This is a genomic window from Burkholderia sp. GW821-FHT14F03 (genome assembly GCF_058803765.1).
Map to the genome: position 1 here is coordinate 57,095 of NZ_JBXAPG010000038.1, position 22,604 is coordinate 79,698.

Below are 22,604 nucleotides of genomic sequence, written 5' to 3' on the forward strand. Positions count from 1 at the left end.
GCTTTTTTAGAGCCGGGTTGGCAGGGGTGCGGTGAGCGGCCGGACCGAACTGAGGGGCAAACGGCTCAAGAGACGCGGGTTTCTGGCGCGGCGCTCAAACCGTGCGCAGGCGCGCGCCGCGTCGGCGGCCCCGGACGGCCCTCGGGGGCCGCCGGGGCAACGCCGGTTTCTAATGCGTCGGACGATAGCCCGGCTGGCCCATCTGCCACAGCGCGAACGCCCACTCGTCGGCCAGCAGGTTCGCGCGCTGCGAGACGCTCGAACCGATGCCGTGGCCCGCGTCGTAGTCGATGCGCAGCAGCACCGGGCGGCCGCTGCCGGTCGCGACCTGCATGCGCGCCGCCATCTTCAGCATGTGCCACGGCGACACGCGCGGATCGTTGGCGCCCGTCGTGAACATCACGGCCGGGTAGGGCGTGCCGTCATGGATGTGCGCGTAGGCGCTCATCGCATAGAGGCCGTGAAAACCGGCTTCGTCGGAACTCGAACCCATCTCCGGCACGTTGGGCGGCCCGTTCGGTTCGGTCTCGAAGCGCAGCGCGTCGGACAGGCCCACGTCGTCGAGCACCACCCGGAACAGGCCCGGATTGATCTCCATCGCGCCGCCCATCACGATGCCGCCCGCGCTCGCGCTGTTGGCCGCCAGATATTTCGATTGCGTGTAGCCGCGGTCGATCATGTGCTGCGCGGACGCGATGAAATCGAGCATCGTGTTGATCTTGGTGAGCTTCTGCCCGGCGCGATGCCACGCGTCGCCGTATTCGCCGCCGCCGCGCATGTGCGAGACCGCGATGATCCCGCCGCGTTCGATCCACGCCTGCCAGGCCGGCGCGTAGTACGGGTCCATCGACACTCCGTAGCTGCCGTAGCCGAACACGATGGTCGGATGCGAGCCGTCGCGCTTGATGCCCTTCTTCGCGATGATCGACACCGGCACGCGCGTGCCGTCGTAGCTGACCGCGAATTCGTCGTGCACCTCGAGGTCGGTCGACTCGCTCTTCGACGGCGGGACGAGCCCGGTGTCGGTCGCGCTGCCGCGGGCCGGATCGTAGGCGATCTCGCGCGGCGCCGTGACCCAGCCCTGCAGGCTGAACATCACGCCCGGCGTGCGCGGATCGGTGCTCAGGTGATGCACGGTGCCGGCGAACGGCAGGTCGATCGCGCGCGCGTCGCGACCGTCGAAGCCCATGCGGCGCAGCTGGAACGACGCGCCCGCGCGTTCGCTCACATACAGCGCATCGCTCGCGGGCGCGAACGCATCGATCACGGCCGGGCCTTCCGGCACGACCACCTCGGCCTTCGCGAGTTCGGGCTGGGCGGCGGGCAGCGACAGGATGCGGAAGCGCGGCGCGCCCTTCTGGGACAGCAGGTACAGGCGGTCGCCGTGCAGCTGCACGTCGGTGACGCCGTCGTCCGGGGTCGCGATGCGCCGCCACGGGGTGCGGGCGCCGTCGACCTGATCGAGCGGCGCGACATAGAAGGTGTTCGGGTTGTCGTCCATGTTGCGGTTCGCGACCGCCACCGCGTAGTGCGAATCGGGCGCCAGCAGCACATAGCTGGCCTGCCCCTCGGGCACCTCGACCGCGCTCGACACGCCGCGCCCGAACACGGCCGTGTCGCCGATGCCGTCGGGGTGTTCGCCGAGCACGTGCAGGAACGTGACCGCGTTGTACTCGGTCTGCGACGGCGGCGTGTCGGGGCCCGGCTTCGGATAGCGCAGGTAGAAGAACGAGCGGTTGTCCGCGCGCCACGACACCACGCAATCGCTGGTGCGATCGATCGTCTCCGCCAGCAGCTGGCCGGTCTGCACGTCGATCACCTTCAGCACGCTCTTTTCCGAGCCGCCTTCGGACACGCCGTAGGCGACGTAGCGTCCGTCCCACGACGGCGAGTACCAGTCGAGCGCGAAATGATGGGCGCTGTCGGTCGACAGCTTCGCCGGGTCGACCAATACGTGTTCCGCACCGCTCACGCCGTCGCGGTAGGCGAGCTTGGGCAGGTTGGTGCCGGGCTCGAACAGGCGGTAGAACAGCCGGCCGCCGCGCCGGCTCACTTCGTCGCGCCGCAGGTCGCCGCTCATCAGCGCCTGGATGCGCCCGGCGAGCGCCGCGCGGCCGGAGAGGCTGTCGAGAACCTTACGCGTGTGGTTCGCCTGTCCTTTCATCCACGCCTGGACCTCGGGATCCTTGAGGTTTTCCATGTAGCGGTAGTTGTCCGCCACCGGCGTGCCGAAGTAGGTGTCGGTGACGGGGCGCACCGGCGCGACGGGGGGGCCGTCCGCGGACCAGGCGACGCCGGCGGATGACAAGAACGCGGCCGCGAGCGCGGCGACCCTGATCGAAGTGGGTAGTTTCATTTTGACTCGTGGAGTAAAGAAACGCCGCCAAGCGTATTGCGTCGCGCGAAGCGGGGCAATGAAGCCGCACGATCTTAGTGGAACGATTTGGCGCTGCGTGTGGGAATTTGTGCGAATCGATGCCGCGGCGCCGCAAAGCAGGTCCGGGCGCCGGCCGCGATCGCGGCGCGCAGCCGAGGGCGCGCGCTCAGTGCGGCAGCCGCACGTCGTACCGGTAGGTCACGAGGCGCGCGGCGAGGATGAAGCCGGTCGCGAGCAGCACGCTGTAGACCGCGTCGACCTGCAGCGTGACGAGCAGCAGGTAGAACCAGCAGCCGGCGAACGCGCAGGTCGCGTACGGGCGGGAGTCGCGCAGGATCAGCGGGATGTCGTTGCACAGCACGTCGCGGATGATCCCGCCGAACACGCCGGTCACCACACCCATCATCACCGCGGTGAAGCGCGGCATGTCGGCGTCGAGCGCGATCGAGGTGCCGGAGATGCTGAAGATGCCGAGCCCGATCGCATCGGCGACGAGCAGCATGCGTTCGGCCGAGCGCCGCGACATCATGCGCAGCACGAGCGGCGCGAACAGCGCGAGCACGAAGATCACGATCACGTAGTACTCGTGCACGACCCAGTAGAACGGCCGCCGTTCGAGCAGGATGTCGCGCGCGGTGCCGCCGCCGAACGCGGTCGCGAGCGCGACGATGAAGGTGCCGACGGAGTCGAGGCGGTTCTTGCGCGCCTCGACGAAGCCCGAGATCGCGTAGGCGAGCGTCGCGATCGCCTCCAGCACGGCGATCGCGAGGGTCAGCCTAGGGTGCGGCACGCGGCCCGCGCTCGGGGGCGCCCGGCTGCAGCAGCACGAGCACCGCGCCCGCGCCGCCGTCGTTGTCGCGCGCCTCGCAGAAGGCGATCACTTCTTCCTTCTGCACGAGCCACGCGCGCACCTTGCCCTTGAGCACGGGCTCCTTGCCGATCGAGCCGAGCCCCTTGCCGTGGATCACGCGCAGGCAGCGCAGCCCTTTCTTGCCGGCTTCGCGGATGAACGCGGCGAGCGCGTCGCGCGCCTCGTCGCGGCGCATGCCGTGCAGGTCGATCTGCGACTGCACGATCCAGGCGCCGCTGCGCAGCTTGCGCACCACGTCGCGGCTGATGCCGGGGCGGTGGTAGTACAGCGATTCGTCGCTGTCGAGCAGGGTTTCCGGATCGAATTCGTCGGACAAGGTTTCGGACAGCACCGCCTCCTCGTCGAGCCGGGTCTGCTGCGGCACGGGCGGCGGCGGGGTGCGGCCGGGGGTGACCTTGCCGGACGGCGCGAGCGACCGGACCGCGCCGATCTCGCGGCGGAACAGGTCGGCGTCGGCGGCGGCCGCGCGGGCGACCTGGCGCGCCTCGACGCGCTCGCGTTCGCGGCGCTCGGCGTCGCCCTTGAGCGCGCCGCGCAGCGCGCCGAGCCCCGCGAGCCCCTGGCCGCGCAGGTCGGCGGCGGCGGGCGGGGGCGCGGGCGGCGCGGCGCTCGGCTTGGGTTGGGCCGCCGCGCGGCGTTTCGCGGGGTCGCTCGGATGGGGTTGGTTCTTCGCCATGGTGGTTCGGAGGCTCGAAGACGGGCGGATGCCGCCCGCGGACATGAAAAAGCCGCTGCGCGGGCAGCGGCTCTCGGCAGCGGCGCGCGCGGGTGGACGCCATTGTAGCGTCCGCCGCGCGACGGGCTTACTTGCGGTCGTGCAGGCTTTCCAGGTAGCGCTGCGCGTCGAGCGCGGCCATGCAGCCCGTGCCGGCGCTCGTGATCGCCTGGCGGTAGATGTGATCCTGCACGTCGCCGGCGGCGAACACGCCCGCGATGCTGGTGCCGGTCGCGTTGCCCGACAGGCCGCTGTTCGTGATGATGTAGCCGTCCTTCATCTCGAGCTGGCCCTTGAAGATGTCGGTGTTCGGCTTGTGGCCGATCGCGACGAACAGGCCCTGCACCGCGAGATCCTCGGTCGTGCCGGTCTCGACGTGCTTGATGCGCAGGCCCGACACGCCGGAGTCGTCGCCCGTGACCTCGTCGAGCACGTGGTTCCACTTGATCTCGACCGCGCCTTCCTTTTCCTTCTCCAGCAGGCGGTCGATCAGGATCGGCTCGGCGCGGAACTTGTCGCGGCGGTGGATCACGGTGACCTTCTTCGCGATGCCGGTCAGGTACAGCGCTTCCTCGACCGCGGTGTTGCCGCCGCCGACCACGGCGACGTTCTGGTTCTTGTAGAAGAAGCCGTCGCAGGTCGCGCAGGCCGACACGCCCTTGCCCATGAACGCTTCCTCGGACGGCAGGCCGAGATACTGCGCCGACGCGCCCGTCGCGATGATCAGCGCGTCGCAGGTGTATTCGCCGGCGTCGCCGACGAGGCGGAGCGGCTTTTCGTCGAGCTTCGCGGTGTGGATGTGATCGAACAGGATCTCGGTGTTGAAGCGCTCCGCGTGCGCGAGGAAGCGCTGCATCAGGTCCGGGCCCTGCACGCCGTTCGCGTCCGCGGGCCAGTTCTCCACGTCGGTCGTGGTCATCAGCTGGCCGCCCTGCGCGATGCCCGTGACCAGCACGGGCGAGAGGTTGGCGCGGGCCGCGTAGACGGCCGCCGTGTAGCCGGCGGGGCCGGAACCGAGAATCAGAACTTTCGCGTGTTTGGGCGTGGACATGTGCAAGATCCGTAAAAAACGGCCGGGCGGGCGGGGTGGCGCGAACGCACGACCTGGCGCGACCGACGCCGGCCGCGGGACACCAAGGTAGTTGGGTATGGAACGCGCATTATAAAGGCCCGCATGCTGCGCCGCCGAACGACAGTTTCAATCGCGGCGATAGCCGGTGCCGGACGGGGTTACCGTCATTTACACTTGGTCGGGCGGCGCAGCGTTTACAATAGGCCGGATAGAACGACCGGCGGCCGCGCGGCCGCCCCCTCTGAACGGATTCATGGCAAAAGCTCCCTATACCGCGCAGGCACAGGCGCTGCCGCACCGGATGTCGCGGCTCCTCGGCGAGATCCGCTGGATTCTCCAGGTCGCGCTGCTTGCGTTCCTGCTGATGGCGCTCCTGAGCTACAGCCGGCGCGACCCGAGCTGGACGCACGCCGCCCAGGTCGACCACATTTCGAACTGGGCCGGCCGCGTCGGCGCCTGGACGGCCGACATCATGCTGCTGCTGTTCGGCCTGTCGGCGTACTGGCTCGTCGTGCTGCTCGCGCGCCAGGTCGCCTCGAACTACCGGCGCATCACCCGCCAGGACGTCGTCCCCGAAACGCCGCGCAAGCCCGCGAGCTGGCTCGCGGAAGGCGCCGCGTTCGTGCTGGTGCTGCTCGCGAGCGACGGCGTCGAGGCGCTGCGCATGTGGTCGCTGAAGGTCCAGCTGCCGCGCGCGCCGGGCGGCGTGGTCGGCGAGGCGGTCGCGGGCGGCATGTCGCACGCGTTCGGCTTCACGGGCGGCACGCTCGCGCTCCTGGTCGCGCTCGCGATCGGGCTGTCGCTGTATTTCCGGTTTTCGTGGCTGTCGGTGGCGGAGCGCGTCGGCGATGCGATCCTGTCGGCGGTCACGCTCGCCAGGCTGCGCCGCGAGGCGGAGCGCGACCGCAAGCTCGGCGAGGCCGCGGCGGTGCGCCGCGAGGGCAAGGTCGAGGAGGAGCGGGTGCGGATCGAGGAGCACGAGCCCGTCACGATCGTGCCGCCCATCGTCACGCCCGCGAAGTCGGAGCGGGTCGAGAAGGAGCGCCAGGTGCCGCTCTTCACCGACCTGCCGGGCGACTCCACGCTGCCGCCGATCGCGCTGCTCGATCCCGCGCCGCAGACCCAGGAGGCGATTTCCGCCGACACCCTCGAATTCACCTCGCGGCTGATCGAGAAGAAGCTCAAGGACTTCGGCGTCGAGGTGAGCGTGGTCGCCGCCTACCCGGGGCCCGTCGTCACCCGCTACGAGATCGAGCCCGCCACCGGCGTGAAGGGCAGCCAGGTCGTCGGCCTCGCGAAGGATCTCGCGCGCGCGCTGTCGATCATGTCGGTGCGGGTGGTCGAGACGATTCCCGGCAAGAACTACATGGCGCTCGAGCTGCCGAACCAGCGCCGCCAGACCGTGCGGCTGTCGGAGATCCTCGGTTCCGAGGTGTATGCGGCCGCGCCGTCGGTGCTCACGCTCGGCCTGGGCAAGGACATCGGCGGCAAGCCCGTGTGCGCGGACCTCGCGAAGATGCCGCACCTGCTGGTGGCCGGCACGACCGGCTCGGGCAAGTCGGTCGGGATCAACGCGATGATCCTGTCGCTGCTCTACAAGGCGAGCGCCGAGCAGGTGCGCCTGATCCTGATCGATCCGAAGATGCTCGAAATGAGCGTCTACGAAGGCATACCGCATCTGCTGTGCCCGGTCGTCACCGACATGCGCCAGGCGGGCCACGCGCTCAACTGGACGGTGGCGGAGATGGAGCGCCGCTACAAGCTGATGAGCAAGCTCGGCGTGCGCAATCTGGCCGGCTACAACAACAAGATCGAGGATGCCGCGAAGCGCGAGGAGAAGCTGCCGAATCCGTTCAGCCTGACGCCGGACGATCCGGAGCCGCTCGGCAAGCTGCCGTACATCGTGGTCGTGATCGACGAGCTGGCGGACCTGATGATGGTGGTCGGCAAGAAGGTCGAGGAACTGATCGCGCGGATCGCGCAGAAGGCGCGCGCGGCCGGCATCCACCTGATCCTCGCCACGCAGCGTCCGTCGGTCGACGTGATCACGGGCCTCATCAAGGCGAACGTGCCGACGCGGATCGCGTTCCAGGTCTCGTCGAAGATCGACTCGCGCACGATTCTCGACCAGATGGGCGCCGAATCGCTGCTCGGCATGGGCGACATGCTCTACCTGCCGCCCGGCACCGGCCTGCCCGTGCGCGTGCACGGCGCGTTCGTGTCGGACGACGAGGTGCACCGCGTGGTCGAGAAGCTCAAGGAGCACGGCGAGCCCAACTACATCGACGGTCTGCTCGAGGGCGGCGTCGCCGACGGCGACGAGGGCTCGGGCGGCGCGGGAACCGGCGAGGGCGGCGACGAGTCCGATCCGCTGTACGACCAGGCGGTCGAGATCGTCATCAAGAACCGCCGCGCGTCGATCTCGCTCGTCCAGCGCCACCTGCGCATCGGCTACAACCGCGCCGCGCGCCTGCTCGAACAGATGGAGCAGTCGGGGCTCGTGTCGGCGATGTCGTCGGGCGGCAACCGCGAAATTCTCGTGCCGACGCGCGACACCGAATGAATCCGCATCGGGCCGGCGCGCCGTCGCCGGACGATCATCCAGGGAGAATCATCAGCATGCAGCAACCGTCGTTTGCAGTTCAGTCGAAACCGGCCGCGGCGTCGCGCCGCGGCCTCGCGCGCCGGCTCGGCGTCGCGCTCGCGGGCGCGGCGCTGATGCTCGGCGCATCGCAGGCGTTCGCGAGCGGCGCCGAGCAGTTGAAGGCGTTCGTCACGCAGGTGCGCACCGCGAAGGGCGATTTCACGCAGCAGATCGTCAAGGCGCCGTCGAAGGCGGCGAGCGGCGCGCTCGCCACGCAGAAGCCGACCGACAATTCGAGCGGCAGCTTCGTGTTCGCGCGTCCGGGCAAGTTCATCTGGTCGTACCAGAAGCCGTACCAGCAGGTGCTGCAGGCGGACGGCGACACGCTCTACGTGTACGACAAGGATCTGAACCAGGTCACCGAGCGCAAGCTCGCGGGCGCGCTGGGCGCGAGCCCGGCCGCGATCCTGTTCGGCAGCAACGATCTCGACAAGAACTACACGCTGCGCGACGCGGGCGAGAAGGGCGGGATCGACTGGCTCGAAATGGTGCCGAAGGCGCAGGACACGCAGTTCCAGCGCATCGGCATCGGCTTCAAGAACGGCGTGCTGGCCGCGATGGAGCTGCATGACGTGTTCGGCAACGTCACGCTGCTGACCTTCACCAACATCCAGACCAATCCGCCGCTCAAGGCCGATCAGTTCAAGTTCGTCGTGCCCAAGGGCGCGGACGTGATCACCGGCTGAGCGTCGTCGCGCGCCGTGATCGAGCGGGCCCGCCAGCGATGGCGGGCCCGCTGCGTTTCGGCGGCCGCGCGGCGCCGCGATGCGCCGTGCGCCGCGCTGTCATAATGACCAGTCCGGCGGCCGCTTGCGCCGCCATCGAAATTTCGTGGGAGCCAAGGTTCATGTCCGACCTGTTTCAAGTCGAACCGCGCCGGCCGCTCGCCGAGGCGCTGCGCCCCAAGACGCTCGCCGAGGTGATCGGCCAGACGCATTTGCTGGGCGAGGGCAAGCCGCTGCGGCTGGCGTTCGAATCGGGCAAGCCGCACTCGATGATCCTGTGGGGGCCGCCCGGCGTCGGCAAGACCACGCTCGCGCGCCTGACCGCGCAGGCGTTCGAGTGCGAATTCATCGCCCTGTCGGCGGTGCTGGGCGGCGTCAAGGACATCCGCGAGGCGATGGAGCGCGCGCAGGACACGCTGAACCGCACGGGCCGGCACACGATCCTGTTCGTCGACGAAATCCACCGCTTCAACAAGGGGCAGCAGGATGCGCTGCTGCCGTTCGTCGAGTCGGGGCTCGTGACCTTCATCGGCGCGACGACCGAGAACCCGAGCTTCGAGGTCAATTCGGCGCTGCTGTCGCGCGCGCAGGTTTACGTGCTGAAGTCGCTGAGCGACGACGAGCTGCGCCAGCTGCTCCAGCGCGCGCAGGCGACCGCGCTCGACGGCCTCGCGTTCGAGGCGCTGGCCGTCGATACGCTGATCGGCTACGCGGACGGCGACGCGCGCCGTTTCCTGAACCTGCTCGAACAGGCGCAGACGGCGGCGACCTCGGCGGGCCTGACGACGATCGACGCCGAGTTCGTCGGCAGCGCGATGACGCTGAACGCGCGGCGCTTCGACAAGGGCGGCGACAACTTCTACGACCAGATCTCGGCGCTGCACAAGTCGGTGCGCGGCTCGAGCCCGGACGGCGCGCTGTACTGGTTCTGCCGGATGCTCGACGGCGGCGCGGATCCGAAGTATCTCGCGCGGCGGATCGTGCGGATGGCGTGGGAGGACATCGGTCTCGCCGATCCGCGCGCGATGCAGGTCGCCAACGACGCGGCCGCGACCTTCGAGCGGCTCGGCTCGCCCGAGGGCGAGCTGGCGCTGGGGCAGGCGGTGATCTACCTGGCCTGCGCGGCGAAGAGCAATGCGGGCTACAACGCGTTCAACCAGGCGATGGCGTTCGTCAAGCAGGACAAGTCGCGCGAGGTGCCCGTGCACCTGCGCAACGCGCCGACCCGGCTCATGAAGGAACTGGGCTACGGGCATGCGTACCGGTATGCGCATGACGAGCCGCACGCGTATGCGGCGGGCGAGACCTACCTGCCCGACGGCATGCGCGAGCCGCGCTGGTACCAGCCGGTGTCGCGCGGGCTCGAAACCAAGATCGCCGAGAAGCTGACGTGGCTGCGCGAACTGGACAAGGCGGCGGGCAAGGGCGACTGAGCCTCAGCGCTTGCGCCGCTCGAACTTTTTCCAGTAGCCGAACGGCTCCTCGTGGCACTCGATGTCGAGTTCGGCGATGCGGCCGTGCAGTTGCTGCTGCGCGTGGCCGACCGCGGCGTTGTAGACGAGCGGCGCGATTTCCTCGAGGAAGAAGCCGAGCAGCGCGCCGGCCTGCAGGTTGCCGATCGGTTCTTCCATGTTTTCGGTGAAGTAGCGTTGCAGCGAGACGATCGCGCGGTCGCGGACGTCCTTGTCGAGTTCGATGGCCATGCGGTCTCCAGCGGCGGCGGGGTGAACGGAAACGGGCGCGGCGCGCGGCCGCGCGCCGTCATCTTGACATGCGCCGGCGCGTACGGGCCGAGCGGCCCCGCAACGGGCGACCGCCGTGACGGGGCCGCGGTGCGTTAGAATCCTCGTTTCATACAACGATTTTTCCTGTCCTCCCATGCTCGACATCCAGTTGCTGCGCAAAGACCTCGACGGCGTAGCGAAACGCCTCGCCGATCGCGGCTACACCCTCGACGTCGCTGCGTTTTCCGCGCTTGAAGCGGAACGCCGCGCGATCCAGACCCGTACCGAAGAGCTGCAGGCCCGCCGCAACAGCCTGTCTAAGCAGATCGGCGCGCTGAAGGGGCGAGGCGAGGATACGTCGGCGGTGATGGCGGAAGTGGGCGGCATCGGCGACGAGATGAAGGCCTCGGCGGTGCAGCTCGAGGACATCCAGGCGCGCCTGTCCGAGCTGATGCTCGGCATGCCGAACCTGCCGCACGACAGCGTGCCGGTGGGCAAGGACGAGGCGGGGAACGTCGAGGCCCGTCGCTGGGGCACGCCGCGGCAGTTCGATTTCGAGGTGAAGGATCACGTCGACGTCGGCACGCCGCTCGGCCTCGATTTCGAGACGGGCGCGAAGCTGTCGGGGGCGCGCTTCACGATGCTGCGCGGCCCGATCGCGCGCCTGCATCGCGCGCTCGCGCAGTTCATGATCGACACCCACACGCAGCAGCACGGCTACAGCGAAACCTACACGCCGTACATCGTGAATCCGGAAGTGCTGTACGGCACCGGCCAGCTGCCGAAGTTCGCGGACGACATGTTCCGCGTCGAGAAGGGCGGCGGCGAGAACACGGTCACGCAATACCTGATCTCGACCTCCGAGATCTCGCTGACGAACACGGTGCGCGACTCGATCGTCGACGCGCAGGCGCTGCCGATCAAGCTCACCGCGCATTCGCCGTGCTTCCGCTCGGAGGCGGGCTCGTATGGCCGCGACACGCGCGGCATGATCCGGCAGCACCAGTTCGACAAGGTCGAGATGGTGCAGGTCGTCACGCCGGAGACGTCGTACGCGGTGCTCGACGAGATGGTCGGCCACGCGGAGGCGATCCTGCAGAAGCTCGAGCTGCCGTACCGCGTGATGGCGCTGTGCACGGGCGACATGGGTTTCGCGGCGTCGAAAACCTTCGATCTCGAAGTCTGGCTGCCGGCGCAGAACACCTATCGCGAGATTTCGAGCTGCTCGAACACCGAGGCGTTCCAGGCGCGCCGGATGCAGGCGCGCTATCGCAACGCGCAGGGCAAGCCGGAGCTCGTTCATACGCTGAACGGCTCGGGGCTGGCGGTCGGCCGGACGCTCGTCGCGGTGCTGGAGAACTGCCAGAACGCCGACGGTTCGGTGACGGTGCCGGTCGCGCTGCGTCCGTACATGGGCGGCCTGGAGCGCATCGACGCGCCCCGCCAGGCGTCATGAGTTTGCGCGCCGGCATGTTCCGGAAGCCCTTGTGAGAATTTTGCAAAAAGGGCTTGGAAGTTGAGCCGAGATCGTTCTATAATCTTTGCTTGCCCGGAAATGACCAGCCGGGGAAGTGCAGTAAAAAGGAGAGGTGGCAGAGTGGTCGAATGTACCTGACTCGAAATCAGGCGTACGGTTTCCCCGTACCGTGGGTTCGAATCCCACCCTCTCCGCCAGATAAGTAGAATAATTTCGATTTTGAGTGAAATTTCGAAATTGTTCGTAAGGAAGCGTCAGATTTTGTGGAAGAATCTGGCGCTTTTTTACATATAATGAGAATCGGTTACGCTAGAGTTTCCACTCAAGAACAGGAAACGCGCGCGCAGATCGACGCATTGACGAAGGCCGGCGTCGATGCAGTGCGCGAAGAAAAGCGATCAGGCGCAAGCCTACGTCGCCCCGTCCTAGACAAGCTCCTTAGAAACCTCAAGCGCGGCGACGTTCTAGTCGTCTATAAGCTTGATCGCATTGCGCGATCCCTCAAGCACCTCCTCAACATAATCGACCGCCTACAAGAGCGCGGAGCCGGTTTTGAGAGTCTCACAGAACACATTGACACCAACTCAGCGGCCGGGCGGTTGATGCTCCAGATGCTTGGAGCCTTCGCCGAATTCGAACGCGAAATGATTCGCGAACGGACCAGGAGCGGCATGCAGGCCGCCATAAGGCGCGGCGTTCGCCTGGGACGCCCCCGAAGTCTCAGCGCCGAAGACGAGCGCCGCGCCGTGCGCCAATGGCACACCGGAAATTACACGCTCACAGCACTCGCCCACGAGTACGGCGTTCACCTATCGAGCATCAAGCGCGCGGTACATCGCGCGGAAAATCGCTCTCAGCCAGCGCCCAGTCCGTAAAAGGCAAGTTTTGCAGAGAGGGGAGGGAAGGCAAACCGTACCGCCTTCGACCTGGCGCAGTGGTATCACCCGCTACTCGGTCCGACGGGCCGCGCTGAGCCGCGCGACAACCGGCACGACTCCGCACTGAGGCCGTCGCACTAAGCCGCTCGCGGCACTGTCGGACACTCCTAACGCTAGACGCCACCTGCGAGAGGAGCAGCGCTAACGCAGAATCTGTGTGCAACAACTTCTTCCGCTAAATTTCGCACGCTTTTCTCGCGCAGCTTAGGCTAGCCTAACTTTTCCCCTGTGATTTGCTATACTTCGCGCTGAGTCGAGAGTACTGACCGATGATTTCTTGCAGTGCGCTGGACGATTGTTCCACTCGACTTACCGAATTTGACGGGCCGCCTTGATGCGGCCCGTTTTCTTTTGCACTCCGGGGACCCATGTATCTCACCTACCTTGACGACTCAGGCTCGCCTGACGACCCGAACACGTCGTTTTTTGTACTGGGGGGAATCATGCTCTTCGAGCGCCAGACGCACTGGCTCGAAGCGAACATCGAACCCATTGCGGCCCGGTTCCAGGACGACGGGCGCTACAGGGAGCTGCACGCGGGTCCGATGCGATCGGCAAAGGAAGGTTGGGACCAGTTCTCCCCGACAGAGCGCACACGTGCCGTGGCTGACATGCTGAGGCTGTTGGATAACAGGCAGCTGAAAGCACATGCTTTCGCTACGGTCGTAGAGAAAGCGCTTATGCCAAAAGAGAGAATTATCCCATTCTGTTACGAATCATTGGCATCATGTTTTGATAAGTGGCTTGCATACAGGTATCAAAAACGCGCGGAGCCAGCGAGGGGGATTTTCATTCTGGATCGCTCAAAAGGGCAGACCGAGCAGACAATGCAGTCACTCCACCGAGTATTTAAGCACGTCGGGCACGCGAATGGGAAGCTGCGAAACTTCGCTGAGGTACCACTGTTTCTCGACTCGAAGGCGTCCCGCTTGATTCAGATGGCAGATCAGATCGCATACTGGATTTTCAGGCGCTATCAAGCAGGGGATGACCGAGGGTTCAAGATAATCGAACCGCACTTCTGCAAAATGGGGGGGCAAACGACGACCTTGCACGAGGTTATTTCTGATGCCACACGCGAAAAGCTTCAGGCAATCGAACCGCACAAGTATCCTTTCCCGGAGCCCACTGAGCACTGATGCCCATGAGCGCAAACCGCCCCGACCCGCACTACTACCCCAAACAGTACCGGCACCCGAAAGAGCCAGCAGCGGCGCGACCGACCCTCCACCCGAAGCAAAGTCGGCCACTCTGGAAGCATCCGCTGTATCTAGCCCTCTGGGAGCGCCTACCAAACAAGTTCCAGATTCCCCTGCTGGAATACGAAGCACGACTCGACATGTGGCGAGAAAGGCGCTACAAGCGTTGAACCTGTAGCAGTAGCAATATCTCCGTGCGACCACTCCCGATTCCGTGACCATTCATCCAGCTCGGGAGAAAGGAAAACCCAGACTCAAGCCGCGTCGACTTCTCCTGCGACAGCCCACCGATAAGTACCGCGTCACCGTCATCGAGACTGAAGCTCGATTCAAGTTTCCTTGTGTTCTTCGTTGGCGAGTTATTGACGCCGGTTGTCGTTTTGACGAAGTCGCTGATTTCCTCAACCACCGACAAATCAATCGACGCGCTCCGGACTGTAGGCTGAACCTGAAAAATCACGCCTGCGTCCTGATACTGGACACTCTGGACCATCGCACCACTCGAACTTGGATAGGACACCGCGCCCACCACCGGAACCGATTGCCCGACATTCAATCGCGCCTGCTGACCAGAGCGCACCCGAAGGTTAGGCGAAGTCACGACCCTAAAGCGCGAATCACTATTGAGCGCGGAGACCGCCGCCTCCAGACCACCGGCACTCAATCGAATCGTTCCTGCGCCGGCCCCCACCGCACCAGTTCCGAGTGACGCACCAACTCTCCCGCCGAAAAGCTTCACCGCCAGCTGAAACGCCGAGTTGCTGTCGGACTGGTTGCTCACCTCATACACCCACGCCCTAACAGCAACCTGTCCCACGGGCGTGTCGATTTGTGGAAGAAGCTTTTTCAGTGATGCAATCTCAGAAGCTGTTCCGACAAACAACAAAGTATCGGATGACTGATCAATCATGGATGCGGCTGACCCGGCAGGCGCACTTCGAGTCATGCGCCCTTGATCCGGTGCTGAGATTTCCCTATTCGTGGAAAACCGACCACTGAATAGAGGCTGAACGATTCGGGAAAGGTAGTCTGCGTTTCTGTAACGAGGCTCATATATGTAGGAATCCTTGCTTGTGTCATCTGCAGAAGAAGCCTTTGATATGTAGTCGACGCTATCCCGCGTAGACACGGTGTAGCCTAATGACGATAGAAATGACTTCATGAACGGTCGAATATCACCCTCACGGCGGTCGAACCGAAACGAAACAGGTCGAGCATCAGCAAGAACTTCTGGCGCGATGACATAGGCGATCTGCAACATGTCCGCGTAGATCAGATCTATCACCTGAGCAACGGGCACAAACCGCAGATCGATTCTTGAACCGGAGATAGCCGGAAGCGGCTGCATCGTCGCGACCGATGCGTCAGACGACACCGATCCATAAGACGACGGGCCGATAGCACCGGGCGGCAATGGCGGGAGAGTCGGCACCGTCGATCCCGCACGGGCCATCACAGTCACGAGCAATAAGACGCAAGCACAAAATCTCATCGTGCTCCCCCGGGAAACATGCCTGATGCCGCGTGCGAGCCTGACCACGTTGTTGCAAGTTTCCCCTCAATCGTCCCCATCCTCGAAATACCCTGACCGTGAAACATCGACGGAGACTCAACGCGTGGACGACTTGCCCCATCAACAAGAATGACCCACTCCACGCCATTGGCACGATACGAGCCCGCAATACGCCAATCGGAATTTCGGGCAGGGGGTAAATCCGCCGGAGTACTCGCCGATCGCATATCAGAAGACCCCGGCTGTGCCGAGTCAGCCACAACAGCCGGTCCGGACGGTCTCGGTTCACCTTGCACTGACCGTTGCGCGGGATGGAAGAAGCGCCACGCGAAATGACCACCACCACCAATAGCCACAACAACGCCCGCGACAAGCATCCACAACGCCGGACTTCGGAGGATGTTTTGCCGCTTGTCGATCTGCTGTTCTTTCGCGCCAGAATGACTGTAGCTCTTATACAAAGCGTAAATCTCCGGCCGAAACGGAAACGGCCCCCGGCTCGAGATCGGGCGCGACGAAAGCCGAACGCCGCGATATAGGTTCACCGAGTAGCGATTCAGACCAAGCGATTTCGGTTTGTGCGTGACAGACGATAGCTCGACTTTCCCCTTCAGCGCCCGAGCGAGCATCGTCAAATCGGGATCTATGACGACAAGGTCACACGTATGGCCCATCTCGTTCGTGAAATGACGATGTTCCCGAAAGAAATAGGCATGCGATCGTTTAATTTTCTCACCTGTCGCCCAATGTCGTGTTGCCTCATCAATGACGACCAGATCCCCGCCGCAAACGCGAGAGTAGTCCGGATCGGGAACCGGCATGGGCTGATCAAGCGCCGCCTCAGTCGGGAAAAAATCCTCCTCATCGGGCGCACTCCTGTCGCAATGACGGATATGACCAATGCAAATAATCTTCCCTCTTGGAGCTTGATCAGCGGCGTACTGATAAATTGCTTCGCAGTCCAAGCCGTCTATGTTCGTAATGATGAATCGACCGTTGGATATCGCGGGCAAGATGACGTGCTCCATGACGCCATATGTCTTCCCTGTCCCTGGACCACCACCGAATGCATTAATTGGCATAGCGTTCTCTCTTTCAGGCTGCTCACCCGATAACGGGTATGCGACGAATGATGAAGCGCATGGTGTACGCGCTAACCAACATGCTCACCCCCGAACTGAACCCGCATAGATCGAGGAAATACCAAACGTCTGAGCCAATCTGGCCGAACGCTCCGAGCAGCGCGGAGCCATTAGGCAGGATTCCAGATGACTGGAGAACTCCGACGAATTCCGTGGTGATGAAGTACAGCGCGAAATACGTAAAAAATCGCGCGAGCAGTGACCGAACGACAAAGCCGAGCAGCAGATTCACCGCAGACAACAGTAGAGCCCACATACCCCCTCCTTACGCCATCAAAACAATGAAGAGAGCAGCGATAGCAAACGCTGCCACCCCTACCGCAGTTATCGCTGAACGATGCTGCTCGGCGAAATCGCAATGAGCGCTCATCGTCACCTGCTGACCGAACAGATCAAATGTCGGACGGGGACACTCGGACGCATGCGCCGGTACGGCGAACTTTCGCAGGTCAGGAAAGAGGTTCAGTAGCGGCCGAAGAATCATTTCCGCTGTCGGTATCGACTCAAGATTCGGAGCGCCAATACCAGGATCCGCACCGGGATCGATCTGGACGCGATTCGCCACATTGACGTTTGGCGTGTTGACCACATTCACATTCGGCGCGATTTGCGGATTCGTGCCCGGGTTTGGGTTCGGCTCAGGATTCGGGTTCGGATTGGGGTTGGGGTTCGGCTCAGGATTCGGGTTCGGGTTGGGGTTGGGATTCGGGTTGGGGTTGGGGTTGGGGTTGGGATTCGGGTTGGGGACTGGATCCGGCTGAGGGTACAAATCAGGATAAATCTCGACGCGCCCGCCCCGACGCGGCTGAGCAGGACGAAACAGATCCTCTGCATTCGGGACAGCAGACGGGTTTGCCTTGACCCAAGGATCCACCTCGGCCGGCGTGACCGGATTGCTAACGCCATACGGCAAGCCTTTATATCCCGGAATTGACGCCGCCCGCTTCCACGTTTCATCAACGATGCGAGAAAGCGTATTCGCAGAGAGCCTCGCTGAATTTCCAAGTTGCTGCGCTTTCGCGTACAGATCCATCAGGTCCGCGCCAGTCGCCGGGATCGCACTCTCATTAAATGACCATATTCCATCTTGAACAGCGCTCGTAACGGGCTCACCCCAACAAACACGTGGGGGGGTACCCCAAGGAGATCCTGGGGGAGTGCAATCATATGGAGAGCTAACAGTTTGCTTTGTCCACAGAACTTTTTTGCCGTTTGGAAACCACTGAGGAGCATCAAGGTACGTAACGCTAGAAATCACGTTGCGGCTGTCAAATGGTGACGCGCACCCTCCTGTATTTCCGCAACTACCGTTGTACCTTGCTTCGTACGCCTTGTAGTAGGAGACCTGATTCAACGTGTCGGCATAGACGACCGTGCCGGCCGACGACATACTGAAATTTCCGAACGCACCGTCACCGTCCGCCGGGTACGCCTCACACTCGTACCCGGGCATGCAGGTCGACGTTTTAAAAACGCGCATCCCATTGTTAACAGCCCATGCCTCAGGCGATGGAACTTTGCCCGCCGGTCTAGGAATCTGCACGGGGATTGCATACGGGACATTCGCACCAACCGGACTGATTTCAACAGTATTCCCGTCTGCGGACACCTTCAGCTGCTGCATCCCATTGGCAAACATAAGCGCCTGACCAGCCGCCACGATTCCAAGCCCGGCCAACAACGTTAGCCAAACCGGAGCGCCTGCGAATGCCAAGGCGACTCCAGCACCTGTAGACGCTACGTTCAACGCCGTCGACGCCGTTCCCATCGACTCAAGCGTCGCCAAGATCCGGGGATCATTGGCCGCAAAGCCGCGCCCAATCGCTACACGAGTAAGAATCGCCGCCTCAGCGCGATTGACGACAAAATTTTCAACCGGGGCAAGCAACGCCTGCGAATGTGCCTGCTGGTTACAAACCATCATGAGCGCCACAACCAACGCTATCAATGCACGTGTTTTCATCCGCGTATCCCCTGAATGACAGCCCACGCCGACAACATGCCCAGCGCGAACATTGCCAAGTACCAAGCCTGTACGTTTGTCATATCCTCGATCCCAAAGAAAAGGGGGCGCTAGGCCCCCTTCGCTACATCACCGACATCGCAAACGGCTTAGCGGCGAACCATACCGAGCACCGTCCGAGCACCACGGATCGCGAGATACAGACCCCCGAGCGATGCCGCGATGGCCATGACGGCGACCTTGGTCGAATCGAAGTTGATGCCGGACAGCAGTTGCGCGTAGTCGATACCGCCGGTCTCCGCCGCGTGCGCGAACGTCGGGAGCGCCAGGACCCCGATGGAGCAACGTGCGGAAATCGCTTTGAGCTTCTGAACATTAATTTTCATACTTGGTACTCCTTACTCTCAGATTGCCGGGATGCGCCCGGCTCGCTTTTATCAACCGCGCCGGACAAATTCCAGCACAGCCCCAACACAACGACTAAACACGTACAAAGCCATGACAGCTACAAATGAAGCGCCCCAAAACCCTGCCGCTTGCACGTAGTCGAAAGGCGCTATCGCCACATCAACATACGATGCGACGGCCGGATCGAGCAGGTACGCATGGGTCGTCTGAACGCGAAAATACTGCCCATCAGCCGGAGGGCAGACCGCCTGATCTACCGTACCTACATCACCCATTGAACTGACCGGCACGCACGTCAACACATACCGCCCCGATCCTGCCGCCATGCGCCTATCCCTCCACTCTCACGAACACAATCGGAACAACATCGAAAGCGCCATCGCAGTGATCCAATCCGGCGTCCCACGCCTCACCGATATCCTCGAATCCGCCCGCATCCCTGAGCCGATCGGTTCGGCCCACGTCTCCGGAATCGGGCCGCAGGAAACCGCCGGAAACAAGGTCCTGCACGACGTACACGACCCTGCCATTCATGATCAGCTCGCCTTCGCCGCGCGAGCCGTCGGCGTAAGGCTGTGCATGATGGTCTTCTGCGTCTTACCGTTCGTCACGATCTCAAATTCGGCAGTCCCTTCGAACGGGAAGGGAAGATGCTTGTACTTGTCGAACTCCACCGACGTACCGAGCGTGAACTCTGCGACAGCGAATCCCTTTGCCGTACCCTTCGAATCATCCAGGGCGGTCTCGGTGTACACCTTCGTACTGTCGAACGCGGTGCCGTTGTCCATCTGCCCCTTGCTCGACTTCATACCCAACACCTTCACATCGCTCTTGAATCGCATGATTGGTTTCCAGCGGCTGGTGTATAGACCGCTTCCCCTGTCCAGCCATCATCAGAGGGGTCTAAATCGTTGTACGACTGGTGTTCGCGGCAAAAACGCATTGGAACTGCACACGTTTCGTAATCCGGCACCTTGAGGCGCTCAGGCCACTCGCCCGACTCATTCGTGATCGCGTCGAGAAAATCGGCATCCCCTAACAGGTTGCGAAGGACGAACGCGTACTTGCCATAACTCGTGCGGATATTCTTAATGCTCGCATCGACGTTGATTTCCGCCGCCTTGCGCTTGATTTCGATCTTCTCAGGCATGCGCGACGCATCGAGGAGGCGAAGACACGGATAGGCCCCGACGAAGTAACTCGACGGATCGAGCAGTACATCGAGCGGAATCACGCGCTTGTTGTTCCGAAACTCGACCTCGATACGCACCCACTCGGAATCCGCATCCCCCTGCTCGCGGCCCTTCTCATAGGCCCGGCAGAGCTTCCCGTTCCGACGCAAACCGATATAGACGCTTCGCCCCTTGCCGTTCGGCCTCTTCCAATCGCCCTTATATTCATGGTGCGGCGCGTTCACCGAACAGGTGAAAAGGCCATCGTCATACCAGCCGTCAACCTGATCGACTGTGTACTCGCCCTTCATGCAGTCATGCGCGAGATCAACCCGCGTGATCGTTGGACGGACAGCGGTACCCACAAGAAAATCATGTAGACGCGATTCCCATCCAGCCTTCGCCGCAATGCAGCCCTGGCCGCTCAAGTTGATGAGCATCGTTCCGCGTTGACTGGCACCGCCAAATGCGACGTGTCCGAAGTTGTCGCCCAACTCCCACGCGTTTGTGTAGAAATCCCGGCTCTTTTTCAAATCACGCGTGATACCAAAGCCGAAGATATCTTCGAGATACCTGCTTGCTTCACGTATGAAGCACTCGTCACTCACAAGCTGTTCGCGGGCGGTTCGATTCCATGTTTCCTCACCTACGGTAAAACGCAGCGTATCGACCATTGCGACCTGCTGATTCACCGGGCGGCGCACGAGGACCGTTTTCAACTCCCCCGTGTCGGTCATGACCATCTGCAATTCCTGCACCGTCGCGATGGCCGGCCTTTCCGTTCCCCCCCTGTTAGTCCGGGGGGGGCAAAAACCGGCGCGGCCGCTGCTGTCCTCGCTGGCGCTGCGGGCAGGAGCGGCCGCGCCGGTTTCGATGACGGATTTAGGAGTACGAATCGCACCCGATTGGAGCGCCGACTTGAGTTTGCCCACGATTCGCCTCAGCCTTGAGTCTTGGAAGGAGGAATGCCACACACTTCGCAGCCGCGCGCCGGAGCGCCGCACCAACTGCACGAATTTTCGTTACGCGTCACGGAAACCAGACGCTGCCGGGACCGATAGTCGGCCGACCGCTGCGCCCCGGTTTTCGCGCCGAGCTTGGACGGGCGACCAACGCGATTTCCGAACATGTCGCCTGTAAATTTGTCCTGCTGCTGCTTCGCCATCACCACGCCCCCGCAAGCCCGCCGAGCCCGTCAAGTTGCTGGAGCAGGTGAACCCTCAGCAGCGACGCCCCGAAATAATTTTCATTTGCCATCAGCCCATGCCAGCCGAACAGGAAGTGGAGAAAATTCTCGCGATCCACCTCAAAGCCACCACGAATATCCGGCCTAGCCCCTGTCCGTTGATTCCGCATCGACGCCCCCGCGTGCCGTAGAAATGTGGCCTCAAAAAGGCGGGGGCAGTGAGGTGCCCCCCCGCAAACAACCGTGCATCCGAGGGCCTGCCTGCACGATTGACACCGCACCGCACCGCCACACCGGCCTCAGCCGCGCCGGGTTTACCTTTCCGGCGAAACTGATAGACTGCCGCCTTAACCAATTCGCTAAAAATTTACACATCAGTGTAAACGGCTCAGGGCGAATTATTTACACCATCGTATAAAACTGTCAAGAGGCCTTGTATGACGATTGGCGAATTACTCGACGCAGCGAAGCGGAAGCAGGGTTCCCTGGGAGCCGTTGCTGACCATTTCGGCTTCGCCCAGTCACGCCTATCCGCATGGCGCAGCGGTGCGCGGAAGCCCGATGCAGGCGAAATTCTCGTGCTGGCCGAACTGGCGGGGTTGCCCCCGTTTGAGACGTTGGCCGAAATTGAACAGACGCTAGACAGCAAAAACGCGTCTGCCTGGGCGCGTGCACTGGGAAACCTGCGAGCGGCCGGGGTGGCCGCGTCCGTGACACTCGTACTCGGGACCTGTTTGACGACGGCGAATGAGGCCAAGGCCGCAGGCGTCACGACGGCTAACGCTCAGTCAGATGGGTTCGAAATGCACCCTCTCCGCCAAGAAAACGAACTTTTTCGATTTGGCAGGCTTGTTCGAAATTGTTCACAAAGAAACGTCAGATTCTGTGGAAGAATCTGACGTTTTTTTACATCCAATGAGAATCGGTTACGCAAGAGTCTCCACGTAGGAACAGGAGACACGCGCACAGATCGACTCATTGACGAAGGCCGGCGTCGATGCAGTTCACGAAGAAAAGCGATCAGGTGCAAGCACTCGTCGCGCCGTTCTAGACAAACTCCTCCGAAATCTCAAGCGCGGCGACGCCCTGGTCGTCTACAAGCTCGATCGCGTTGCGATCACTCAAGCACCTCCTCACCATCATCGATCGCCTAGCAGACCGCGGGGCGAGCTTTGAGAGTCTTACCGAACACATCGCACCAACACTGCATCCGGGCGGCTGATGCTCCAGATGCTAGGCGCGTTTGCCGAATTCGAACGGGAAATGATCCGCGAGCGGACGATAAGCGGCATGGAAGCCGCCAAGGTGCGCGGGGTCCGCCTGGGCCGCCCACGGAGCCTCAAAGCCGAGGACGAGCGCCGTGTCGTGTACCAATGGCGCACTGGGCAATACACGCTCACTGCGCTAGCTGTGAAGCGTCAAGAGGTTGTTTCTCGATACGGGAAGTCTGGCCATCGGCGCAACGCCGCCGATGGCGC

The 22,604-nt window shown here is 63.1% G+C and carries 21 protein-coding genes, 1 tRNA gene and 1 pseudogene; 9 read left to right on the top strand and 14 right to left on the bottom strand.

Features of this window, described 5'->3' with window-relative positions:
* Positions 1-169: 169 nt before the first annotated feature.
* From AC1RQF_RS23920 to trxB, 4 genes are all read right to left on the bottom strand, one after another.
* Positions 170-2,356, bottom strand: coding sequence for a prolyl oligopeptidase family serine peptidase (locus tag AC1RQF_RS23920; protein ID WP_492873109.1), 2,187 nt, complete (start codon positions 2,354-2,356; stop codon positions 170-172).
* Positions 2,357-2,543: 187 nt separating this feature from the next.
* The gene (locus tag AC1RQF_RS23925; protein WP_274001737.1) at positions 2,544-3,167 is read right to left on the bottom strand and encodes a trimeric intracellular cation channel family protein; all 624 of its coding nucleotides are present in this window, start codon (positions 3,165-3,167) and stop codon (positions 2,544-2,546) included.
* Positions 3,154-3,924: a Smr/MutS family protein gene (locus AC1RQF_RS23930; RefSeq protein WP_492873110.1), complete on the bottom strand. Its 771-nt coding sequence runs from the start codon at positions 3,922-3,924 to the stop codon at positions 3,154-3,156. The genes AC1RQF_RS23925 and AC1RQF_RS23930 overlap by 14 nt, the downstream gene beginning before the upstream one ends.
* A gap of 127 nt (positions 3,925-4,051) precedes the next feature.
* Positions 4,052-5,014, bottom strand: coding sequence for a thioredoxin-disulfide reductase (trxB, locus tag AC1RQF_RS23935; protein WP_274001738.1), 963 nt, complete (start codon positions 5,012-5,014; stop codon positions 4,052-4,054).
* A gap of 274 nt (positions 5,015-5,288) precedes the next feature.
* Here trxB and AC1RQF_RS23940 point away from each other — a divergent pair, with 274 nt between their 5' ends.
* From AC1RQF_RS23940 to AC1RQF_RS23950, 3 genes are all read left to right on the top strand, one after another.
* A complete protein-coding gene (locus AC1RQF_RS23940) occupies positions 5,289-7,598 on the top strand; it encodes a DNA translocase FtsK (RefSeq protein ID WP_274001740.1) in 2,310 nt (769 codons plus the stop codon).
* 56 nt (positions 7,599-7,654) lie between these two features.
* On the top strand, positions 7,655-8,365 hold the full coding sequence (gene lolA, locus AC1RQF_RS23945; protein ID WP_274001741.1) for an outer membrane lipoprotein chaperone LolA: 711 nt from the start codon (positions 7,655-7,657) through the stop codon (positions 8,363-8,365).
* 161 nt (positions 8,366-8,526) lie between these two features.
* Positions 8,527-9,837 (top strand): replication-associated recombination protein A, encoded by a 1,311-nt coding sequence (locus AC1RQF_RS23950; protein ID WP_492873111.1) that lies wholly within the window; start codon positions 8,527-8,529, stop codon positions 9,835-9,837.
* Between the two features lie 3 nt (positions 9,838-9,840).
* On the opposite strand, the gene AC1RQF_RS23955 is transcribed toward AC1RQF_RS23950, so the two are convergent.
* The gene (locus AC1RQF_RS23955) at positions 9,841-10,107 is read right to left on the bottom strand and encodes a DUF2164 domain-containing protein (protein WP_274001744.1); all 267 of its coding nucleotides are present in this window, start codon (positions 10,105-10,107) and stop codon (positions 9,841-9,843) included.
* 175 nt (positions 10,108-10,282) lie between these two features.
* On the opposite strand from AC1RQF_RS23955, the gene serS reads away from it, so the two are divergent.
* From serS to AC1RQF_RS23975, 4 genes are all read left to right on the top strand, one after another.
* Positions 10,283-11,584: a serine--tRNA ligase gene (gene serS / locus AC1RQF_RS23960; RefSeq protein ID WP_492873112.1), complete on the top strand. Its 1,302-nt coding sequence runs from the start codon at positions 10,283-10,285 to the stop codon at positions 11,582-11,584.
* A gap of 127 nt (positions 11,585-11,711) precedes the next feature.
* Positions 11,712-11,802, top strand: a tRNA-Ser gene (locus AC1RQF_RS23965).
* Positions 11,803-11,898: 96 nt separating this feature from the next.
* The gene (locus AC1RQF_RS23970; protein ID WP_492873124.1) at positions 11,899-12,480 is read left to right on the top strand and encodes a recombinase family protein; all 582 of its coding nucleotides are present in this window, start codon (positions 11,899-11,901) and stop codon (positions 12,478-12,480) included.
* A 431-nt stretch (positions 12,481-12,911) separates the two neighbouring features.
* Positions 12,912-13,682 carry a DUF3800 domain-containing protein gene (locus AC1RQF_RS23975; RefSeq protein ID WP_492873113.1) on the top strand — a complete coding sequence of 257 codons (771 nt, stop codon included), beginning with the start codon at positions 12,912-12,914 and terminating at the stop codon, positions 13,680-13,682.
* Positions 13,683-13,899: 217 nt separating this feature from the next.
* On the opposite strand, the gene AC1RQF_RS23980 is transcribed toward AC1RQF_RS23975, so the two are convergent.
* The 9 genes from AC1RQF_RS23980 to AC1RQF_RS24020 all read right to left on the bottom strand — a co-directional run bounded on the left by AC1RQF_RS23980 (position 13,900) and on the right by AC1RQF_RS24020 (position 21,245).
* Entirely contained in the window at positions 13,900-15,090 is a 1,191-nt protein-coding gene (locus AC1RQF_RS23980; RefSeq protein ID WP_492873114.1) for a type II secretion system protein GspD, read from the bottom strand.
* A 140-nt stretch (positions 15,091-15,230) separates the two neighbouring features.
* On the bottom strand, positions 15,231-16,337 hold the full coding sequence (locus AC1RQF_RS23985) for a zonular occludens toxin domain-containing protein (RefSeq protein WP_492873115.1): 1,107 nt from the start codon (positions 16,335-16,337) through the stop codon (positions 15,231-15,233).
* 22 nt (positions 16,338-16,359) lie between these two features.
* Positions 16,360-16,653 carry a DUF2523 family protein gene (locus tag AC1RQF_RS23990; RefSeq protein ID WP_492873116.1) on the bottom strand — a complete coding sequence of 98 codons (294 nt, stop codon included), beginning with the start codon at positions 16,651-16,653 and terminating at the stop codon, positions 16,360-16,362.
* 9 nt (positions 16,654-16,662) lie between these two features.
* Positions 16,663-18,360 carry a virulence factor TspB C-terminal domain-related protein gene (locus AC1RQF_RS23995; RefSeq protein ID WP_492873117.1) on the bottom strand — a complete coding sequence of 566 codons (1,698 nt, stop codon included), beginning with the start codon at positions 18,358-18,360 and terminating at the stop codon, positions 16,663-16,665.
* A gap of 149 nt (positions 18,361-18,509) precedes the next feature.
* Positions 18,510-18,746: a hypothetical protein gene (locus AC1RQF_RS24000; RefSeq protein WP_492873118.1), complete on the bottom strand. Its 237-nt coding sequence runs from the start codon at positions 18,744-18,746 to the stop codon at positions 18,510-18,512.
* A 51-nt stretch (positions 18,747-18,797) separates the two neighbouring features.
* Positions 18,798-19,094, bottom strand: a complete 297-nt coding sequence (locus tag AC1RQF_RS24005) for a hypothetical protein (protein ID WP_492873119.1) — start codon at positions 19,092-19,094, stop codon at positions 18,798-18,800.
* Between the two features lie 210 nt (positions 19,095-19,304).
* Positions 19,305-19,610: a hypothetical protein gene (locus AC1RQF_RS24010; RefSeq protein ID WP_492873120.1), complete on the bottom strand. Its 306-nt coding sequence runs from the start codon at positions 19,608-19,610 to the stop codon at positions 19,305-19,307.
* Positions 19,589-20,872: a replication initiation factor domain-containing protein gene (locus AC1RQF_RS24015; RefSeq protein WP_492873121.1), complete on the bottom strand. Its 1,284-nt coding sequence runs from the start codon at positions 20,870-20,872 to the stop codon at positions 19,589-19,591. Before AC1RQF_RS24015 ends, AC1RQF_RS24010 begins: the two co-directional genes overlap by 22 nt.
* Positions 20,873-21,104: 232 nt before the next feature.
* Positions 21,105-21,245, bottom strand: coding sequence for a hypothetical protein (locus AC1RQF_RS24020; protein WP_492873122.1), 141 nt, complete (start codon positions 21,243-21,245; stop codon positions 21,105-21,107).
* A 318-nt stretch (positions 21,246-21,563) separates the two neighbouring features.
* On the opposite strand from AC1RQF_RS24020, the gene AC1RQF_RS24025 reads away from it, so the two are divergent.
* Together AC1RQF_RS24025 and AC1RQF_RS24030 are read left to right on the top strand one after the other, a co-directional pair.
* Positions 21,564-22,025 (top strand): transcriptional regulator, encoded by a 462-nt coding sequence (locus tag AC1RQF_RS24025; RefSeq protein WP_492873123.1) that lies wholly within the window; start codon positions 21,564-21,566, stop codon positions 22,023-22,025.
* A gap of 79 nt (positions 22,026-22,104) precedes the next feature.
* Positions 22,105-22,383: pseudogene (locus tag AC1RQF_RS24030) on the top strand (recombinase family protein); the annotation flags it as partial.
* Positions 22,384-22,604 lie beyond the last annotated feature (221 nt).